Annotated in this window: 13 protein-coding genes; 5 read left to right on the forward strand and 8 right to left on the reverse strand. The window is 55.4% G+C overall.

All coding sequences use genetic code 11. From position 1 onward, the window contains the following. Positions 1-31 precede the first annotated feature (31 nt). From FFI95_RS04190 to FFI95_RS04200, 3 genes are read right to left on the reverse strand one after another with little or no spacing between them, the layout of a single operon-like run. Entirely contained in the window at positions 32-1,033 is a 1,002-nt protein-coding gene (locus FFI95_RS04190) for an ornithine carbamoyltransferase (RefSeq protein ID WP_144821123.1), read from the reverse strand. Between the two features lie 18 nt (positions 1,034-1,051). Continuing rightward, positions 1,052-2,281, reverse strand: coding sequence for an arginine deiminase (locus tag FFI95_RS04195; protein WP_144821124.1), 1,230 nt, complete (start codon positions 2,279-2,281; stop codon positions 1,052-1,054). 14 nt (positions 2,282-2,295) lie between these two features. Beyond that, positions 2,296-3,780 carry a YfcC family protein gene (locus tag FFI95_RS04200; protein WP_144821125.1) on the reverse strand — a complete coding sequence of 495 codons (1,485 nt, stop codon included), beginning with the start codon at positions 3,778-3,780 and terminating at the stop codon, positions 2,296-2,298. A 227-nt stretch (positions 3,781-4,007) separates the two neighbouring features. Here FFI95_RS04200 and FFI95_RS04205 point away from each other — a divergent pair, with 227 nt between their 5' ends. Beyond that, entirely contained in the window at positions 4,008-4,676 is a 669-nt protein-coding gene (locus tag FFI95_RS04205) for a DNA-3-methyladenine glycosylase I (protein WP_144821126.1), read from the forward strand. A 25-nt stretch (positions 4,677-4,701) separates the two neighbouring features. Here FFI95_RS04205 and cobS read toward each other — a convergent pair whose 3' ends face one another. Further along, positions 4,702-5,472, reverse strand: coding sequence for an adenosylcobinamide-GDP ribazoletransferase (gene cobS / locus FFI95_RS04210; protein ID WP_144821127.1), 771 nt, complete (start codon positions 5,470-5,472; stop codon positions 4,702-4,704). Between the two features lie 204 nt (positions 5,473-5,676). Here cobS and FFI95_RS04215 point away from each other — a divergent pair, with 204 nt between their 5' ends. Genes FFI95_RS04215 through FFI95_RS04225 form a run of 3 tightly spaced genes read left to right on the forward strand, consistent with a single transcriptional unit; the run spans position 5,677 to position 9,002 of the window. Beyond that, a complete protein-coding gene (locus FFI95_RS04215; RefSeq protein WP_144821128.1) occupies positions 5,677-6,543 on the forward strand; it encodes an MBL fold metallo-hydrolase in 867 nt (288 codons plus the stop codon). A 7-nt stretch (positions 6,544-6,550) separates the two neighbouring features. Continuing rightward, positions 6,551-8,284: a SulP family inorganic anion transporter gene (locus FFI95_RS04220; RefSeq protein ID WP_144821129.1), complete on the forward strand. Its 1,734-nt coding sequence runs from the start codon at positions 6,551-6,553 to the stop codon at positions 8,282-8,284. A gap of 58 nt (positions 8,285-8,342) precedes the next feature. Then, entirely contained in the window at positions 8,343-9,002 is a 660-nt protein-coding gene (locus FFI95_RS04225) for an energy-coupling factor ABC transporter permease (protein WP_144821130.1), read from the forward strand. Here the strand turns inward: FFI95_RS04225 and FFI95_RS04230 are convergent. The 4 genes from FFI95_RS04230 to gdhA form a co-directional block, all read right to left on the reverse strand. After that, positions 8,938-11,067, reverse strand: coding sequence for a sensor domain-containing protein (locus FFI95_RS04230; RefSeq protein WP_144821131.1), 2,130 nt, complete (start codon positions 11,065-11,067; stop codon positions 8,938-8,940). The genes FFI95_RS04225 and FFI95_RS04230 overlap by 65 nt on opposite strands. A gap of 90 nt (positions 11,068-11,157) precedes the next feature. Beyond that, positions 11,158-11,691, reverse strand: coding sequence for a response regulator transcription factor (locus FFI95_RS04235; protein WP_144821132.1), 534 nt, complete (start codon positions 11,689-11,691; stop codon positions 11,158-11,160). Beyond that, positions 11,678-12,928 carry a sensor histidine kinase gene (locus FFI95_RS04240; protein WP_144821133.1) on the reverse strand — a complete coding sequence of 417 codons (1,251 nt, stop codon included), beginning with the start codon at positions 12,926-12,928 and terminating at the stop codon, positions 11,678-11,680. Before FFI95_RS04240 ends, FFI95_RS04235 begins: the two co-directional genes overlap by 14 nt. A gap of 69 nt (positions 12,929-12,997) precedes the next feature. After that, positions 12,998-14,347 (reverse strand): NADP-specific glutamate dehydrogenase, encoded by a 1,350-nt coding sequence (gdhA, locus tag FFI95_RS04245; protein ID WP_144821134.1) that lies wholly within the window; start codon positions 14,345-14,347, stop codon positions 12,998-13,000. Between the two features lie 236 nt (positions 14,348-14,583). On the opposite strand from gdhA, the gene FFI95_RS04250 reads away from it, so the two are divergent. Then, positions 14,584-16,578 carry a TonB-dependent receptor domain-containing protein gene (locus FFI95_RS04250; protein ID WP_144821135.1) on the forward strand — a complete coding sequence of 665 codons (1,995 nt, stop codon included), beginning with the start codon at positions 14,584-14,586 and terminating at the stop codon, positions 16,576-16,578. The last annotated feature ends 103 nt before the right edge of the window (positions 16,579-16,681 follow it).

Here is a 16,681-nt window from a genome sequence, read left to right on the forward strand (position 1 = left end):
TGCATCCTTTTTTCAGCAGTCGGAGCCAGTATCAGGCTCCGAGTGTGGCTACCAGCACCGCCTTGATGGTGTGCATGCGGTTTTCCGCCTGATCAAACACGATGGATGCAGGGCTTTCGAAAACGTCGTCCGTCACCTCCATCGCAGTAATGCCGAACTCGGCTTCTATTTCCTTGCCCACTGTGGTCTCAGTGTTATGAAAGGCCGGCAGACAATGCATAAAGCGCGCTCGCGGGTTGCCGGTTTTTTCCATCAGGGCAGCGTTTACCTGATAAGGCATCAATAACTTGATTCGCTCATCCCATTTTTCTTTCGGCTCACCCATGGACACCCACACATCGGTGTAGACGAAGTCGACCCCTGCTACAGCAGCGTCAATGTCTTCAGTAATGGTGATCCGGGCGCCGGTTTCTGAGGCAATAGCCTGAGCCTCCTTCTGTACAGACTGATCTGGCCAGCAGGTCTTTGGGGCACACAGGCGTACATCCATGCCCATTTTGGCGCCCCCGATCAACAGGCTGTCGCCCATGTTGTTAGCGGCATCGCCGAGATAGATATAAGCCACCTCATGCAGTGGCTTTTCAACGTGTTCCTGCATAGTCAGAAAGTCGGCAAGAATCTGGGTTGGGTGGAACTCATCGGTCAGGCCGTTAAAAACCGGTACACCTGCAAACTCTGCCAGTTCCTCAACAATTTTCTGGCCGAAGCCCCGGTACTCAATGCCGTCATAAACACGGCCCAGCACCCGGGCGGTATCTTTTACCGATTCTTTGTGGCCAATATGGGTGCCTGAGGGTCCCAGGTAGGTCACCCGGGCCCCCTGATCGTAAGCGGCCACCTCGAACCCCACCCGTGTCCGGGTGGAGTTCTTTTCAAAGATCAGCGCGAGTTCCTTGCCGGTTAGCTGGGGCACTTCAGTGCCGGCGTATTTGGCCGCTTTCAGGTCTTTGGCCAGCTTCAGCAGAAAACTGATCTCTTGCGGCGAAAAGTCCCGCAAGGTGAGGAAATGACGATTTTTCAGATTAAAAGCCATGGTCTGGACCCTCTCCGGTCAAACGGGATCACGCATTGTGGGGCAGCTCATGCAACGCCCACCACCGCGGCCACGGCCCAGTTCGGCGCCGGGAATCGCCAGCACTTCGATACCGGCTGCCTCAAGAGCGGCGTTGGTGTCGTCGTTGCGGTCGTAGCCGATAACCACACCCGGGCTCAGGGCCAGTACGTTGTTGCCGTCGTTCCACTGTTCCCGCTCACGTTCGGCCGGGTTATCGCCTCCGGTTGGAACAACCTCCAGGGATTTATAGCCAAGCACGTCTGCGACCACATCGAACAAGGGTCTGGGGTCCTGCCGGAAAGACAGGTGTTTCCCGCCTTCACCCGGGCGCAGGTCGTAGCAAATCAGCTCCTCTGCGACTTCTTTGAAGGCTGTAACGACGTTGCCACCGCAGAAGGTAAAGAAGGTATCCAGGTGCATGGCTGCTCGGGATTTTGGGATCTGGCAGGCAATGACCCGCTCTGCAGTGCCCCTCTTGAACAGAGCATTGGCCAGCTGTCCCACGGCCTGGGGTGAGGAGCGCTCGCCCATGCCAACAAGAACCGTGCCGTTGCCGACAGGCATGACATCACCGCCTTCCAGTGTGGCAAGGCTGTGGTCTTTTGTGGGGGCGCCCCAGAGGACATCCACCTTGCCGGCGAACTTCGGGTGAAAGTTATACACAGCGGCCATCAACAGGGTTTCGGGCTTGCGCGCGGCCCAGTACATGGGGTTAAGGGTGACACCACCGTAAATCCAGGAGCTGTTATCCCGGGTAAACAGGTAGTTCGGCAATGGTGGCAGTACAAAGCCGTAGTGCCCCAGCTGGTTGCCGAAAAGCCCGGTGGGATCAAATGGCAGGTCGCCTACTTCCAGGCCACCAATCAGGTACTCCGACAACTTGTTGCCTGGCAGTTCGTCCATCCAGGCACGCAGGTCAGAGATCATTCCTACGCCTATATCGTTCCAGGTAATCCGGTGATCCAGGATCCACTTGCGGGCTTCCGGAATGTCGAGGGTTTCGGCCAGCAAATCGTTGACATCCACCACCTCGACCCCTCGATCCCGCATCACGCTGGCAAACACATCGTGATCTTTCTGAGCCTGTTTGACCCAGAAAACGTCGTCAAACAACAGGGCGTCGCAGTTGGATGGAGTGAGTCTGCGGTGGGCCAGGCCAGGTCGGCATACAACCACCTGCCGCAGTTTTCCGGTTTCTGAATGTACGCCAAGCTTTTGTTCGGACATGGTTTAAACCTCCGTTAAATGAGTGCAGCTATGCTGATAACGATTGAAATGAAGATGGTCAGGATCAGAAGCAAAGGCCAGATAAACGCGATCCAGCGGTCATAAGACACGCGACCAATTGCCAAACCACCGACGACGACTGCAAACGTCGGGTTGATCAGGTTTACGAGCCCGTTGGCTGACTGGTACGCGGTGACCACCAGATCCCGGCCTACATGAGCGAAGTCTGCGAGTGGTGCCAGAATTGGCATCGACAGAACTGCCAGTCCGGATGACGATGGCACAAAGAAACTCATGCCTACCTCGATCCAGAACATCAGGTTGATGAATGCCAGCTCAGGTAATCCACCCAGGGACGTTTCGGCGCTGTGCAAAATGGTGTCTGCAATCATGCCCTGATCCATGATCACCACGATGCCTCTTGCAAGCCCTACTACCAGAGCAACGCCCAGGAGATCACGGGCACCATCCACAAAGCTGCCGGTCAGCTCTTTCTCGCCCAGGCGGGCAATGATGCCGATGACAAGCGCAGAGCCAAAGAACAGTGCCCCCATGCGCGCCATCCACCAGTCCTGAGACGATACGCCCCAGATCATCACAACGAAGGTGGCAGCAAAGATCAGCAGCGCGACAATCTGTGTTCTGGTCAGAGTGGAAGCCTGAACCTCGTCGGCATGCTTGCCCAGAAATAGCCGGCGATGTGCATCCCATTGTTTGGAGACGACAGAGTGAGATGGGTCTGACTTTACGCGAACGGCATAACGCATAACGTAGCCCGCGCAAATCAGCAGGCCGCCAATGAGCAGAATAAAGCGCACGACAATACCGTCTGTAAACGGAATTTGCGCTGCGTTGGCGGCGATAACTGTCGCAAACGGGTTGATGGTAGAGCCCAGAACGCCAATGCCGGCCCCGATCAGGATAATGGCCACGCCGGTTATGACATCGTACCCGGCGGCCATCATGACCGGAATCAGAATGGCATAAAAAGCCAGGGTCTCCTCAGCCATGCCATAGGTGGTACCGCCGATGGCAAATAAACTCATCAGGATCGGGATCATCCAGACCTCTCGACCCTTGAGGTGTCGCATGGCGCTGCGTATTCCGGTATCTATGGCCCCCGTCGCATTCATGACCCCCAGAAAACCGCCGAGAAAGAGCACAAACAAGGCCACATCGATAGCATTAGCCACATAGCTGTCAGGATCATAAAACCCGGCGGTAGGCGCGAGCAGGATATCCATGAAACCTTGAGGGTTAGGGTCAACCGCCTGGTAGGTGCCGGGCACAGCGACCTCACGCCCGACCTCCTCATTCATTGCCCGGTCGTACTGGCCGGCGGGTATAATCCAGGTCAGAGCTGCAACAAGAATGATCAGCAGAAAGAGAATGGTATAAGCGGTGGGAAACCGCGTTGCCAAATCGTGTTCAGGGTTGTCGGATGTGTTATCTGAAGGGTGTTCTGGTTGGGTGTTGGGGGAACGGTTGCTTTCGTCCACTGCGCTTCTCCTTGATTCGCACTCACAGCTAAGCTGATAGCTAGTGAAAGGTTCCAACTCCGACTTGGAATTGTATTTTTGCTTGGTCGGAATAGGGGCACGATTTCCAGATCGTTGTTTTCGAGTGTAGTTGATAAGTATCAGGTTACAATTGAGCTATATCACTATTCGTAAGGAAACTATCAGGGTGTTCACCGGCCCGGGCAACACTCCAATTAAGAGGTACTATGCGTTTTTCAGACATTCATGAACGTGCAATTGTCCGCAAAGGCGGTATTGAAGAGCTGAACGCCCTGCTGCCGCAATTGCCCCCACGCAGTGAGCTGGAAGCAAGAACCGATGATCGTTATCTTGCCGAGATTACCCGCTGTGTGTTCAAGGCCGGCTTTGTCTGGCGGGTTATTGACAATAAATGGGCGGGTTTTGAGGCGGCCTTTCACGGGTTTGTGCCCGCCTACTGGCAGCAGGTGTCACCGGAGGTTCTGGAAGAACTGGCCAGTGATGAGCGAATTGTGCGCAACATGCAGAAAATTCGTACCGTTCCGGAGAACGCCCGCATGATTATGGATGCAGCCCGGGAGTACGGCAGTTTTGGCAGGTTTCTGAATCAGTGGCCGTCGGAAGATCAGGTCGGGCTGTTACTGTGGCTTAAGCGTAATGGCTCCCGTCTGGGCGGAAACAGTGCCCAGTATTTCCTGCGCCGTGTCGGCTGGGATGGTTTTATTATGTCTCACGATGTGGTCGCCGGTTTGCGCCTCGCCGGGCTTCTGGATGCATCGCCTGGGAGCAAAAAGGGACTGCAGCAGGCGCAGGCAGCCTTTACCGCCTGGCACCAGGAAACCGGGCTGGCATACAGCCAGCTGTCGCGGATTCTGTCGTGTTCAATAGAAGGGTAAGGCGGTGTGAGTGAGTTTGATGACGTTACAGCATCATCAGAAAAACCAGTTCACTGAATACCACGCTCGCCCCCAGGGCATCACCGGTGTAACCGCCCAATTGCCGCTGTAAATATCCGCCCCACAATAGCGCAACAGCAATGGTTGCAGTGAGTGCTGCCAACCACAGGCCCGGCACCCAAAGGCTGAAAGCCAGTGAGACCAATGCCGTGAACAGGACGCTCACCAGCAGCCTATGGCGAGAGAAAGCCTCAGCTACCGGTTTGCTTTTACTTGTATCCGGGTCGGTCACATAGGGCATGTAAGCCATCAGTAGCAACGGCGTCAGGCGGCTGACCGCAGGTGCTATCAGCAATGCCAGTCCGATGTTTTTCGCGTCCATCAACAGAGCCACTTTCAGGCCTAGCGCCAGCACCAGAGCGACTGTGCCGTAGGTGCCTATACGGCTGTCTTTCATGATCGCCAGACGTTTTTCAACCGTGTAGCCCCCACCCAGGGCATCCACGCTGTCAGCCAGACCATCCTCATGAAAGGCGCCGGTAATAAACAAATGAAAACACAGCACCAGCAGCACACAGACCAGTGGATTCCAGGCCAGGCCCAACAAAGCAAACAGGGCCGCATAGAGGACGCCCAGCAGCAGGCCCACCACCGGGAAGTACAGGCTGCATTGGTTCATCAGTTTTTGGGAATAGTCAATTTGCGCCAGCATGGGAATGCGGGTAAGAAAGCCCACTGCCAGCCAGAATGCCTGCCATTCACGGGACACAGTAGTGCTGGTGTGTTCTCCGTTCATTCTTGTGTGTTCCTTATACCAATAATGTTTAGAGTCGAACCTGGTGCCATAATGGTCACAGTCATTCGCAATAATAAAGCGAAGAAAGTGATGAGTGTACTAAAGAAGGCTCGCCCATATTTTAAAAGAGAATTTCACCTTATATTCTGTTTTGGTATATCCTTAGAATTAAATTGAGTTTCCACCCCAGGGGAGGTGAGTGCGATGAGCAATCCGATCGTTCAGCATTTTTTTGATGAGCCCACCAATACATTCAGCTATGTGGTGCGCGACCCAGCCAGTCAGGCATGTGCAATTGTTGATTCCGTACTGGATTTTGATTATGCCTCCGGTGCGACGGATGTGCGTTCGGCAGATGAGATTATCGAATACGTACACGCCAATGACCTGAAGGTTGAGTGGGTGCTGGAGACCCATGTGCATGCAGACCATTTATCAGCGGCGCCTTATCTGCATGAAAAACTGGGGGGTAAAACCGGCATTGGTGCCTACATCCGCGATGTGCAGGAGATTTTCGGCAAGGCGTTCAATGCCGGCACAGAGTTTGCCCGTGATGGCAGCCAGTTTGATCGTCTTTTCAGAGACGGTGATGTGTTCACTATTGGCGGGCTTGAATGTCGCGTAATGCACACTCCGGGTCATACCCCGGCCTGCCTGACCTATGTAATCGGTGACGCAGCCTTTGTGGGTGATACCTTGTTCATGCCGGATTACGGCACCGCACGCTGCGACTTTCCGGGGGGGGATGCCCGGGTGCTTTATCAGTCAATCCAGAAGGTGCTGGCATTGCCTCCGGAAACTCGCCTGTTCCTGTGCCATGACTACAAGGCCCCGGGGCGAGAGGAGTATGAGCATCAGACCACGGTTGCACAGCAGCGTGAGGCGAATGTTCATGTACACGAAGGCGTCAGCGAAGAGGCGTTTGTAAAGATGCGCACCGAGCGGGATGCAACGCTTGGTATGCCGCGGCTGATTCTGCCTTCGGTGCAGGTGAATATGCGTGCCGGTGAAATGCCACCAGCAGAAAACAATGGCCAGGTATACCTGAAAATACCGGTCAACCTGTTCTGAGCACTGCATGAACCTGAAACGCTATTTGCCCATTCTTCAGTGGGCGCCTCAGTACGGTCGTAGCCAGGCCACCAGTGACCTGGTAGCCGCGGTTATTGTCACCGTAATGCTGATTCCCCAGTCGCTGGCGTATGCGCTGCTGGCGGGCCTGCCTGCGCAGGTGGGCCTGTATGCCAGTATTCTGCCGCTGGTGATCTATGCCGTTTTTGGTACCAGCCGGACACTCTCTGTGGGGCCTGTCGCCGTTGTCTCTTTGATGACTGCGGCTGCCCTGGCACCGCTGGCAGATGCCGGAAGCCCGGAATATATGGCCGGCGCTGTTTTGTTGGCGGTTATATCCGGACTCATGCTGACGTTGATGGGGTTTTTGCGGCTGGGGTTTCTGGCCAATTTTCTCAGTCATCCGGTTATCTCGGGTTTTATCAGTGCCTCCGGGATTGTTATCGCGGCCAGTCAGCTCAAGCATGTGTTGGGGGTGCAGGCGTCCGGTCAGAACCTTCTGACAATCGGCCAGTCATTGATTCGGTCCGCAAGTGACATAAACCTGCCGACGCTGGCCATTGGTGCAGGGGCGCTCCTGTTCCTGGTGTTTGCCCGGAAACAACTAAAGCCGCTGCTGGTGCGGTTTGGCGTGAGTTCAGGAATCGCCGATATTCTGACTAAAACAGCCCCGATTCTGGCCGTTCTGGTCACGACGCTGGTGGCCTGGCAGTTTCAGCTTGATCAGCAAGGGGTGCGCCTGGTTGGCATTGTGCCATCCGGTCTTCCGGACCTGACCCTGCCGTCCCTGGACTGGGAACTGTGGCAGCAACTGGCGGTGAGCGCCTTGTTGATCAGTGTTGTTGGCTTCGTGGAATCTGTGTCGGTAGGCCAGACACTGGCCGCCAAACGACGCCAGAGGATTGACCCCGATCAGGAACTGATTGGTCTGGGGACAGCTAACCTGGGCGCCGGCCTCTCCGGCGGCATGCCGGTCACAGGCGGGTTTTCCCGCTCGGTTGTGAACTTTGATGCGGGCGCTGAAACACCGGCTGCAGGCGCCTACACAGCGGTTGGAATTGCTCTGGCAACGTTGTTTCTGACACCGGCGATTGCGTATTTGCCGCAGGCAACGCTCGCCGCGACGATTATTGTTGCGGTGAGTTCCTTGGTTGATTTGCCGGCACTGGGCCGCACGTGGCGGTACTCCCGGCCTGACTTCGGGGCCATGCTGGCCACTATTGTGCTTACGCTCGCACACAGCGTGGAAGCGGGCATTATCGCGGGAGTAGTACTGTCTTTAGGGCTGTTTCTCTACCGCACAAGCCGCCCGCACAGTGCGGTTGTCGGCCGGGTTCCGGGCACTGAGCATTTTCGTAATATACGTCGGCACAAGGTTGAGATCTGCCCACAGGTTGCTTTTTTACGTGTCGATGAAAGCCTGTATTTTGCCAATGCCCGTTTTCTTGAAGAGACAGTGATGGACCTGGCTGCCTGTGAACCCGAGCTGACCGATTTTGTGCTGGTATGCCCGGCGGTTAACCTGGTGGATGCGTCGGCTCTTGAAAGCCTGGAAGCTATTAACGAACGCCTGCAGGATGCGGGTGTGCGCCTGCATCTCTCAGAAGTAAAAGGGCCGGTAATGGATCGTTTGCAACGTACCGAGTTTCTTTCCCATCTCGGCGGGCAGGTTTTTCTCAGCACCTATGAGGCCTGGCAGGTGCTTGCCGGTGACTGCGAGCTATCAAAAGGGCTTGCCTGAGGGGCAGGTAACCTCGCTATCATGTAGTCCTTTTCAGGCTTCATGAGTGCCTTTAAACATGGGAATGACCGATAACCTGTTATCAACCGGCCAGTGGCTTTTAACATTTGTGCTGTTTTTGCTTGTGTTGCTACAGGCAGCCCGCACCGTGCGCTGGCATGCACTGTTTGCGGACAATGCGTTACAGCACTCTTTTTTTGGTGCTGCCGTTGCGTTGGGCTTTATCTGGCAGTTGCGTGCGGGTATCTATCCCGGTCTGGCCATACACATCTTTGGCATAACCGCAGCCACTTTGATGCTGGGCTGGGGGCTGGCAGTATTCGCTGGTCTCCTGGCACTGGTTCTGACTGTAATCACCGGCCGTGAACCGGTTACCATGTTCGCCGCTAATGGGCTGGTGACCGTGATGATTCCTGCCCTTGTCACTCAGGGCATCATGCTTTGGGAGCGGCATCGGAACTTCAGCAATTTCTTTGCCTATATCTTTTTTTGTGGTTTCTTCGGCGCAGGTATTTCGGTGGCGGCTGCAGGCCTGGTGATGTGCCTGATGCTCTGGTTCAGTGGCGCCTATGAGTTTTCAGAACTGGTGCATGATTACTTGCGTTATCTGCCCTTGTTCATGCTTCCTGAAGGCTTTGTGAACGGCGTTTTTGTTACCGGGATGATGGTGTTTCACCCGGACAGACTGACAACGCTGGATCAGCGTCGTTATCGGTAGTTACCTTCTTGCGCCACTGCTTCAGCCAGCCTGGTACCTCGCTGGCAGGCATCGGCCGGGCAACCCCGTAACCCTGGATAAACTCGCAGCCCAGCTCATGCATGGCCCGGGCATGTGCCATGGTTTCGACACCTTCTGCCAGAACCGGGTATTCAAACCTCTGGCCCAGGAAAATGATGCTCTCGACAATGGCCCTGTCGCTGGGATCTTCCAGCATTCTGATAACAAAGCTTTTATCAATTTTGACCAGGTCAACCGGTAAGGTGCGAAGATAGGTGAGTGATGAAAAACCTGTGCCGAAATCGTCCAGCGCAACCTGAACCCCGAGAGCCTGACACTTGGCAAGCACACTGCCCGCATGGCGAACGTCTTCGAGCGCAGTTGACTCAAGCACCTCCAGAGTGATCTTTTCCGGTTGGACGGTTGCAGTGTCCCGCAGCTGGCGCTCAAGAAAATGCGTAAAACCCGGGCTCATAAGGTGCCGGGCACTGATGTTTACGCTGACAGAAAGCTCCTCTCCAGCGCTTTGCCACAGGTTGATCTGGTTAATGGCGTTTTGTAAAACCCACTCACCAAGGGGCGCCTCCAGGTGGCTGTCTTTTAGTGCGGGAAGAAACGAATCCGGATAAAGCATTCCTTTATGAGGGTGATTCCAGCGAATGAGTGCTTCAACGCCAGTGACTTTGCAGTCTGCCATCTTTACCTGCGGCTGAAAATGAAGCTCAAACTCTCCTCGCTCCAGCGCCTTTGAGATTTCCGTCAGTTGCTCGCGTTTTTGCTGCCTGTGCCGGCTCAGTTCCGGATCAAAAAAATGTATCTGGTTCCTTCCTTTTTCTTTGGCAGCGTACATGGCCTGGTCCGCATGGCGAATCAGGGCTTCTGCTTCTGATCTGTCTTCAGGGTATCGGGTAACGCCAAGACTTGCTGTGATGGCCAACGGAGTTGTGCCGGGCCCAAGGTTAACGGGTTGACTGATGGTCGACTGCATCCGCTCGTAGGCTTGCACGCAGTCTTTATCATGCAGAACAATGACAAACTCATCACCTCCTACCCGGGCGGCAATATCACCACTGTGCAAATTCTGTGTCAGGCGTCTGGCCAGAATTTGAAGAGCCTGATTGCCGGCATCGCGACTCAGATCCCGGTTAACATAGCTGAAACCATCCAGGTCAAGGTAGCACACGGACAGGGTGGTGCGTTGGCGGTCCGCATGTAGCTGTGCCTGGTGCAGGCGCTCTTTCAGTAAGTAAAGGTTGGGTAGCCCTGTGAGTTCATCATAGTTGGCTGCGAGGTCCAGTTCTTTTGCGTGGTTTTTCAGTTCTGTTATATCGGTGAATGTAGCAACGTGATGGTATTTGCCGGGTTCATCCGTATGTACCCGTGTGATGGTCTGTAGTTGAATGAACTCTTCACCATTTTTGCGTTTATTAAAGATTTCGCCACGCCAGTAGTCTGACTCTTCAAGGCTTCGCCACATGGATTGGTAAAATGCAGGGGAGTGGCGGCCTGAGCTGAGAATAGACGGGGTGAGCCCCAGAACGTCGCTGCGACTGTAGCCAGTAATGCGGGAAAATGCAGGGTTTACATCCAGTATCCGGTTGCATTGGTCTGAAATCAGGATGGCTTCGTGGCTGCGATCGAAGACGCTTGCAGCAATGCGCAGGTTGCGCTCGTTCTCCTTGGTGTCTGAGATATTCGACATGATACAGACAAATCCGGGTTCCATGTCTTGCTCGGTACCCGTCGGTATGCAAGTGAGGTGTGCCCAGAAAGGGTTGCCCGCGCGAGTGTAAAGCAGGATCTCTTCATTGAACTGTTCTGTCTGATAGAGCTTTTGCGTTATCCGGCTTAGTGTTTTCGGGTCTGTGCCAGGGCCGCTTAGGAGGGCTTTGGGTCTGCTTTGATATATATCCCGTAGATGGTATCCGGTGTGCTTTTCAAAGCCGGGATTGGTCCATTGGATGGCTCCGGTCTCATCAAGAACCAGGATCATGTTGCGGGTAACACGTGCCACCAGGGATAATTGTTTGAGGCTGATCTGCGTAGCTGGCGTTTTACGTTCCATCCATTGCTATCCTGAGGCTGCTGGCGCGGCGAGTTAAAGTATACGACCTGAAAAGCTCAGACTTGACCAGAATCAATTTTCTGTGTGTTATTACTCTCGCCAGCGGGAGTGTTTCTGCAGCTTGCGCTGAAGCGTGCGCCGGTGCATGTGCAAAGCCCTGGCTGTTGCCGACACATTGCCTTCGTGCTCGCTCAGTACCCGCTGGATATGTTCCCATTCCATTTCTTCGACAGAAGGCGGTTCCGGCCGAAGCTCGGGCATTGTGGCCAGGGCTTCAAAACCATTGATGAGCTGGTGAACCGTTACGGGTTTACACAGATAATTGACGGCACCACGGCGCATAGCTTCAACGGCGGTGGCGATGCTGCCATAACCTGTGAGTACCAGAATCTCCATGTCCGGCTGCAGAGCAAGCAGTTCCGGCAGAAGCTGCAGGCCGCTTTCACCTGCAAGGTTAAGATCCAGAACACACTTCCTGAACCGTTCAGCATGCAGAGCCTCAAGCGCTTCACGTTGGCTGTATACCCCTGTTGCTTCTATATCCCGGCGACTCAATGCGCGTTGAAGCACATCCAGAAAAGCCGCGTCGTCGTCGATAAGCAGCCAGTGTTCATGGGTCGTCACTTGTAACCTCCGGCAAGTCGATGATCATGGTTGTTCCTTGGTGGTCAACACGTGCTTTGAGGGTGCCGCCAAGCCGCTGAATGGTTGCGTTGGACAGGAAAAGGCCAACGCCCAGACCATGCTCCGATCCGACAATCTGCTCACCCGGAGTGGCCTGGAAAGCATCTTCCAGCCCGTCACCATGGTCTTCCACAATGACTTCTATGCGGCTGCTTTCTGCTCTTCGTACACTGACAGCGACCCAGGACGGGCTGGCGGTCAAGGCATTGGCCAAAAGGTTCAGAATGGCCTGGTCCAGGGTGGCGTCTACCGCAAGCCGGCAATCCGGCGCCTCAGCCGACCACTGAATGGGAGCGGATGGCCACAGCAACGTTGCTGATTCTCTCAGGCGTGCAATCCAGTCCCGAAGCGGGAGGTCTTCCAGTTGTGCCGTTTTTGCCTGTGTTGCCGCACTGGATAACTGCTGCAGGTGCTGGCTGCACAGATCAAGCTGCTGGTCCATCAAATTCAGGTCTTCAGCCAGCTCAGGGTCGGGAAAGGCGGAGCGTATTTCATCAACAAGCAGAGTCATGGTATTGAGGGGGGTGCCCAGACGGTGGGCCACAGCCGCCGCCGAAAGCCCAAGCGCAATAATCTGTTCATCGCGCAGCCGGGTTTCACGGATCGTGGATAGTTGTGACTGTTGCAGGTGTATCCGTCGCGCGAGTGCGCCCACAACCAGAAGCAGAATAACAGCGGTCATCGCAAACGTAACCCACATGCCAGCCAGGTGTAACTGGGCCAGGTTGGCATCATGTCCGCCCCGGGTTACGGGGGTATGCCAGATGACCAGGGCGGTGTATACGCCAATGCCGGTCAGGGTCAGAGCAATACTCTGGCGCAGTGGAACCAGAATGATTGCCACGGAAATCGGCAGGAGTAATAAGGAAACCAGTGGGTTGGTGTAGCCTCCGGTGAGGAACAGCCAGGCGCCTATCAGGGCAAGGTCAAGTGCGAGGCCAACGCTGACACTGATGGGGAAGCGCGGTGGCCGCCGGGTAAACCAGAGCCAGCCCAAAGCTGCAAGAATGCCGTAAAGTAAGCAAAGAAGCAGGGCTTCCGCGCGGTAAGCCAGGGTGACAACCATCTCTGCAGCAGCGATGGCTATAAGCTGGAGGCCGGCAATAGCCAGCCGCATCCCCAGAAGATAACGGGCAGCCTGTTGAAAACCGGTTTGTGAGTGTGTGAGCCATTCCATGGCACGGATATTAGCAGGGAGGTACCGGCAGAGGGGAAATTTCTGCCGGTTTTCATTGGCCTCTGGTAATCAGATAACGCCCATAGCCTCCATGGCGCGTGCGACTTTGATGAAGCCGGTGACGTTGGCGCCCAGCACGTAGTTGCCTTCAGCACCAAACTCAGCCGCCGTTTCGTAGCAGCTCTTATGAATATCAATCATGATGTCTTCAAGGCGTTTCTGGGTGTAGTCGAATGTCCAGGAATCACGGCTGGCATTTTGTTGCATTTCCAGCGCCGAGGTTGCCACACCGCCGGCGTTGGCGGCTTTCCCTGGCGCATAGAGCAGGCTTGATTGCTGGAACAGCGCAATGCCTTCCGGGGTGGTTGGCATGTTTGCACCCTCGGCTACGGCAATGCATCCATTCTCAATCAGTGCCTTGGCGTCGTTGGCATTCAGTTCATTCTGGGTAGCGCAGGGCAGTGCGATATCGCAGGGAATAGACCACAAGCTTCCGCCTTCGACGTATTTGGCGTCTTTGTGGAACTCTGTGTAGTCACAGATGCGACGACGCTCGGTCAGCTTGATTTGTTTGAGGGCTGCCAGATCAATGCCTTTTTCATCAATAATAAAGCCGGCAGAATCTGAGCAGGCAATCACGGTAGCGCCGAGCTCATGGGCCTTGGCGATGGCGTATATGGCCACATTGCCCGAACCGGAAACAACCACCTTCTTGCCCTCGATGGAATCGCCCCTGGCTTTCAGCATCTCGTTGGTGAAGAACACGGTGCCGTAGCCGGTGGCCTCGGTACGGGCACGGCTGCCCCCCCAGTCCAGGCCTTTGCCGGTGAGTACGCCGGATTCGTAGCGATTGGTAATGCGCTTGTACTGGCCGAACATATAGCCAATTTCCCGTTGCCCTACGCCAATATCGCCGGCCGGAACATCGGTGTATTCGCCAATGTGGCGACTCAGCTCGGTCATCAGGCTTTGACAGAAGCGCATGATTTCATCGTCGGAGCGGCCTTTGGGATCAAAGTCGCTGCCGCCCTTGCCGCCGCCGATGGGTAGGCCGGTCAGGGCGTTTTTAAAGATCTGCTCAAAGCCCAGAAACTTGATGATGCCCAGATAGACGGATGGATGAAAGCGCATGCCGCCTTTGTAGGGGCCAAGGGCGCTGTTGAACTCCACCCGGAAGGCGCGGTTGATGTGTATCTCACCATTATCATCCTGCCAGGGTACCCGGAAAATAATCTGGCGCTCGGGTTCGCAAATGCGCTGAATAATTTTCTTTTCGGCAAACTCAGGGTACTTCACCAGAACGGGCCCCAGGGTTTCCAGAACCTCGTGTACGGCCTGGTGGAACTCGGTTTCACCCGGATTGCGGTGCAGAACATCGTCGTAAATCAGTTCCAGTTTCTCATCAAGTCGGGCAGCCATAGGGTCTTCCTCGTTTCGGATCTTGCTTATTGCAGGACAGTGAAAAGGGTGCTTGCAAAAATGGGGCGGTGATTTGAGCACATTGTGGCCAGTTTGGCAAGAGATACTGTCTGTCAATGCCTGCAGAGCTACCCCGGTAGAGATGCGGCATTGTGTCTCACGCGCGCTGGTGCCGTGCTGTTTATCATTCACGGGTGTTGAAGTTCAGATATTTCCGCCCCGGAGAAAAAAGTGGCATGAAAGAGCAAATATTAACCGGCTGTGCACGCGCTGCTGTTTTTGGTCTTGCAGGGTTGCCTGCATTGGTATCCGCTCAGGCTGCTGAAGAAAGTGTGTTCATTCGGGTAACGGAAGGGCGCGTGACAGGCAACCCTGAAGCGGTGCTGGCCAGTGAGCCGGTCAGCCGGCTGGCGTCTGATCCTTCGGTCTCCCTGTCCCGGATGGGCGGTCGTGGCCTTGAGCCTGTGGTACGCGGGCAAAGTCAGGAAAGAGTGGACGTATTACTGGATGGTATCCGTGTGGAGGGCGCTTGCCCCAACCGGATGGATCCACCAACCAGCCGTTTGAGCAGTGCGTTGGTGCCAGCTCTGGAAGTCAGAACCAATAACCGCACCCTGCGCTGGGGGCCCATTGCAGGTGGGCAGGTGATTGCCACCACAGCTGATCCGCAATTCAACGGTAATGCAACCACTGGCCAGGTGACGATGAGTGGATCCGATAACGGTAACGGTAAACTGGTGAATGCTGCGGCGGCTGTCGGAAGTGAGGCGGCCTGGTTAAGGTTATCTGGCGGCTATGACGAAGCTAACGATTATGAAGACGGCGACGGTAATAAAGTGCGCAGCGCCTATGAAAATGCGGAAGGCCGTGTTGACGCTGCCTGGACGGCGGAGAACGGGCTTTTCATCAAAGGCATGATCAGTCGCCAGGAAGAAAGTGATGTCAAATACGCCGGTTCTGGTATGGACGCACCACAAACCGACACGGATATTTACCGCATGGAGATTGGCTCTCCGGTGGCCAGGGGCGAGTGGAGCCTGCTGGCCTGGCAGGCGGATGTGGATCACATTATGGACAACTTCAGCCTGCGCCCGGCAGGCATGATGAAAATGCAGACAGATTCCATTACCGAAACCCGTGGCCTGCGTTTTACGCTCGATCAGAGCCCAAACAGTTCAACGGATTGGGCCATAGGTGCCGATGTGGAGACCAACGACTGGGATGCCACATTATTCAACGTCACCAACCCTATGCCAATGGCCGTTTCACTCATGTGGCCAGGTGTGGAACGTGAGCGTGCCGGGTTTTTTGCCGAGGTTTTCCGGCGCCTGGGTCGCGACGTAAAAGTTGGAGCTGGCCTGCGGTATGACCGTGTGGAAATGGACGCCACCAAGGCAGGTGAAGCCGCGAGCATGAGCATGACCCCGGCCATGCTTTATCGGAGTGCGTACGGGAGCACAGATGTAGAAACAGAAGATAACAATATCAGCGGATTTGTCACCGGTGAGTGGCGCCTGCCGCAGAATAAGGCGCTGACGTTCACAGCCAGCCGCAGCGTGCGCAGCCCGGCGGTCACTGAGCGCTACCTGGCACGGAACACCATGAATGATAGCTGGATTGGTAACCCCGGTCTGGAGACCGAAAAACACCACAAGTTGGAGCTTGCCCTGAGTGGTAGTAGGGATCAGTGGAGCTGGAAGCCGACGGTCTGGGTCGATCAGGTGGATGATTTTGTGCTGCGCTATAAAGAAACACCGACGGATACTCGCCACAAGAATATTGACGCGCGGCTGCTGGGTGTTGAGGTGAAGATCGGCTGGACAGATGGCACATGGAACAGCAGCAGTGCGCTGGCCACTGTTCGTGGCGAGAACCGTGATGATGACAAGGCGCTGCCGCAGATTCCTCCTGTGCAGTTTGTACAGACACTGGGCTGGCAGCGCCGCGGCCACCAGGTTGAGGCAGAGTGGCAGCTGGCCCGCCGCCAGGACCGGATTGATCCACAATCCGGGCTCGATGCAGGGACTTCACCTGGATATGGTGTGTTCAACCTGTCTGGCAGCCACCCGCTGATGGAATACTTCACCTTCAGCTGGGCACTGGAAAACCTGTTTGATAATACCTGGGCGCCCCATGTGAGCCGCAGAAATACGGATCCGTTTAATGCAGATGCGGTGCGCGTCAATGAGCCGGGGCGCATGCTGCGCGCGGCACTGACGGCCAGGTGGTAAGCAAACCCTGTAATAGCGGTTGCCCGCTTCTCATAGCCGGCGGGTAGCACTTTGCCCTGTGCAGGATTACATCCCTGCACAGGGTTTTTTTGTTTTCAGGGTG

Source organism: Marinobacter piscis (genome assembly GCF_007671655.1).
Lineage (GTDB): Bacteria > Pseudomonadota > Gammaproteobacteria > Pseudomonadales > Oleiphilaceae > Marinobacter > Marinobacter piscensis.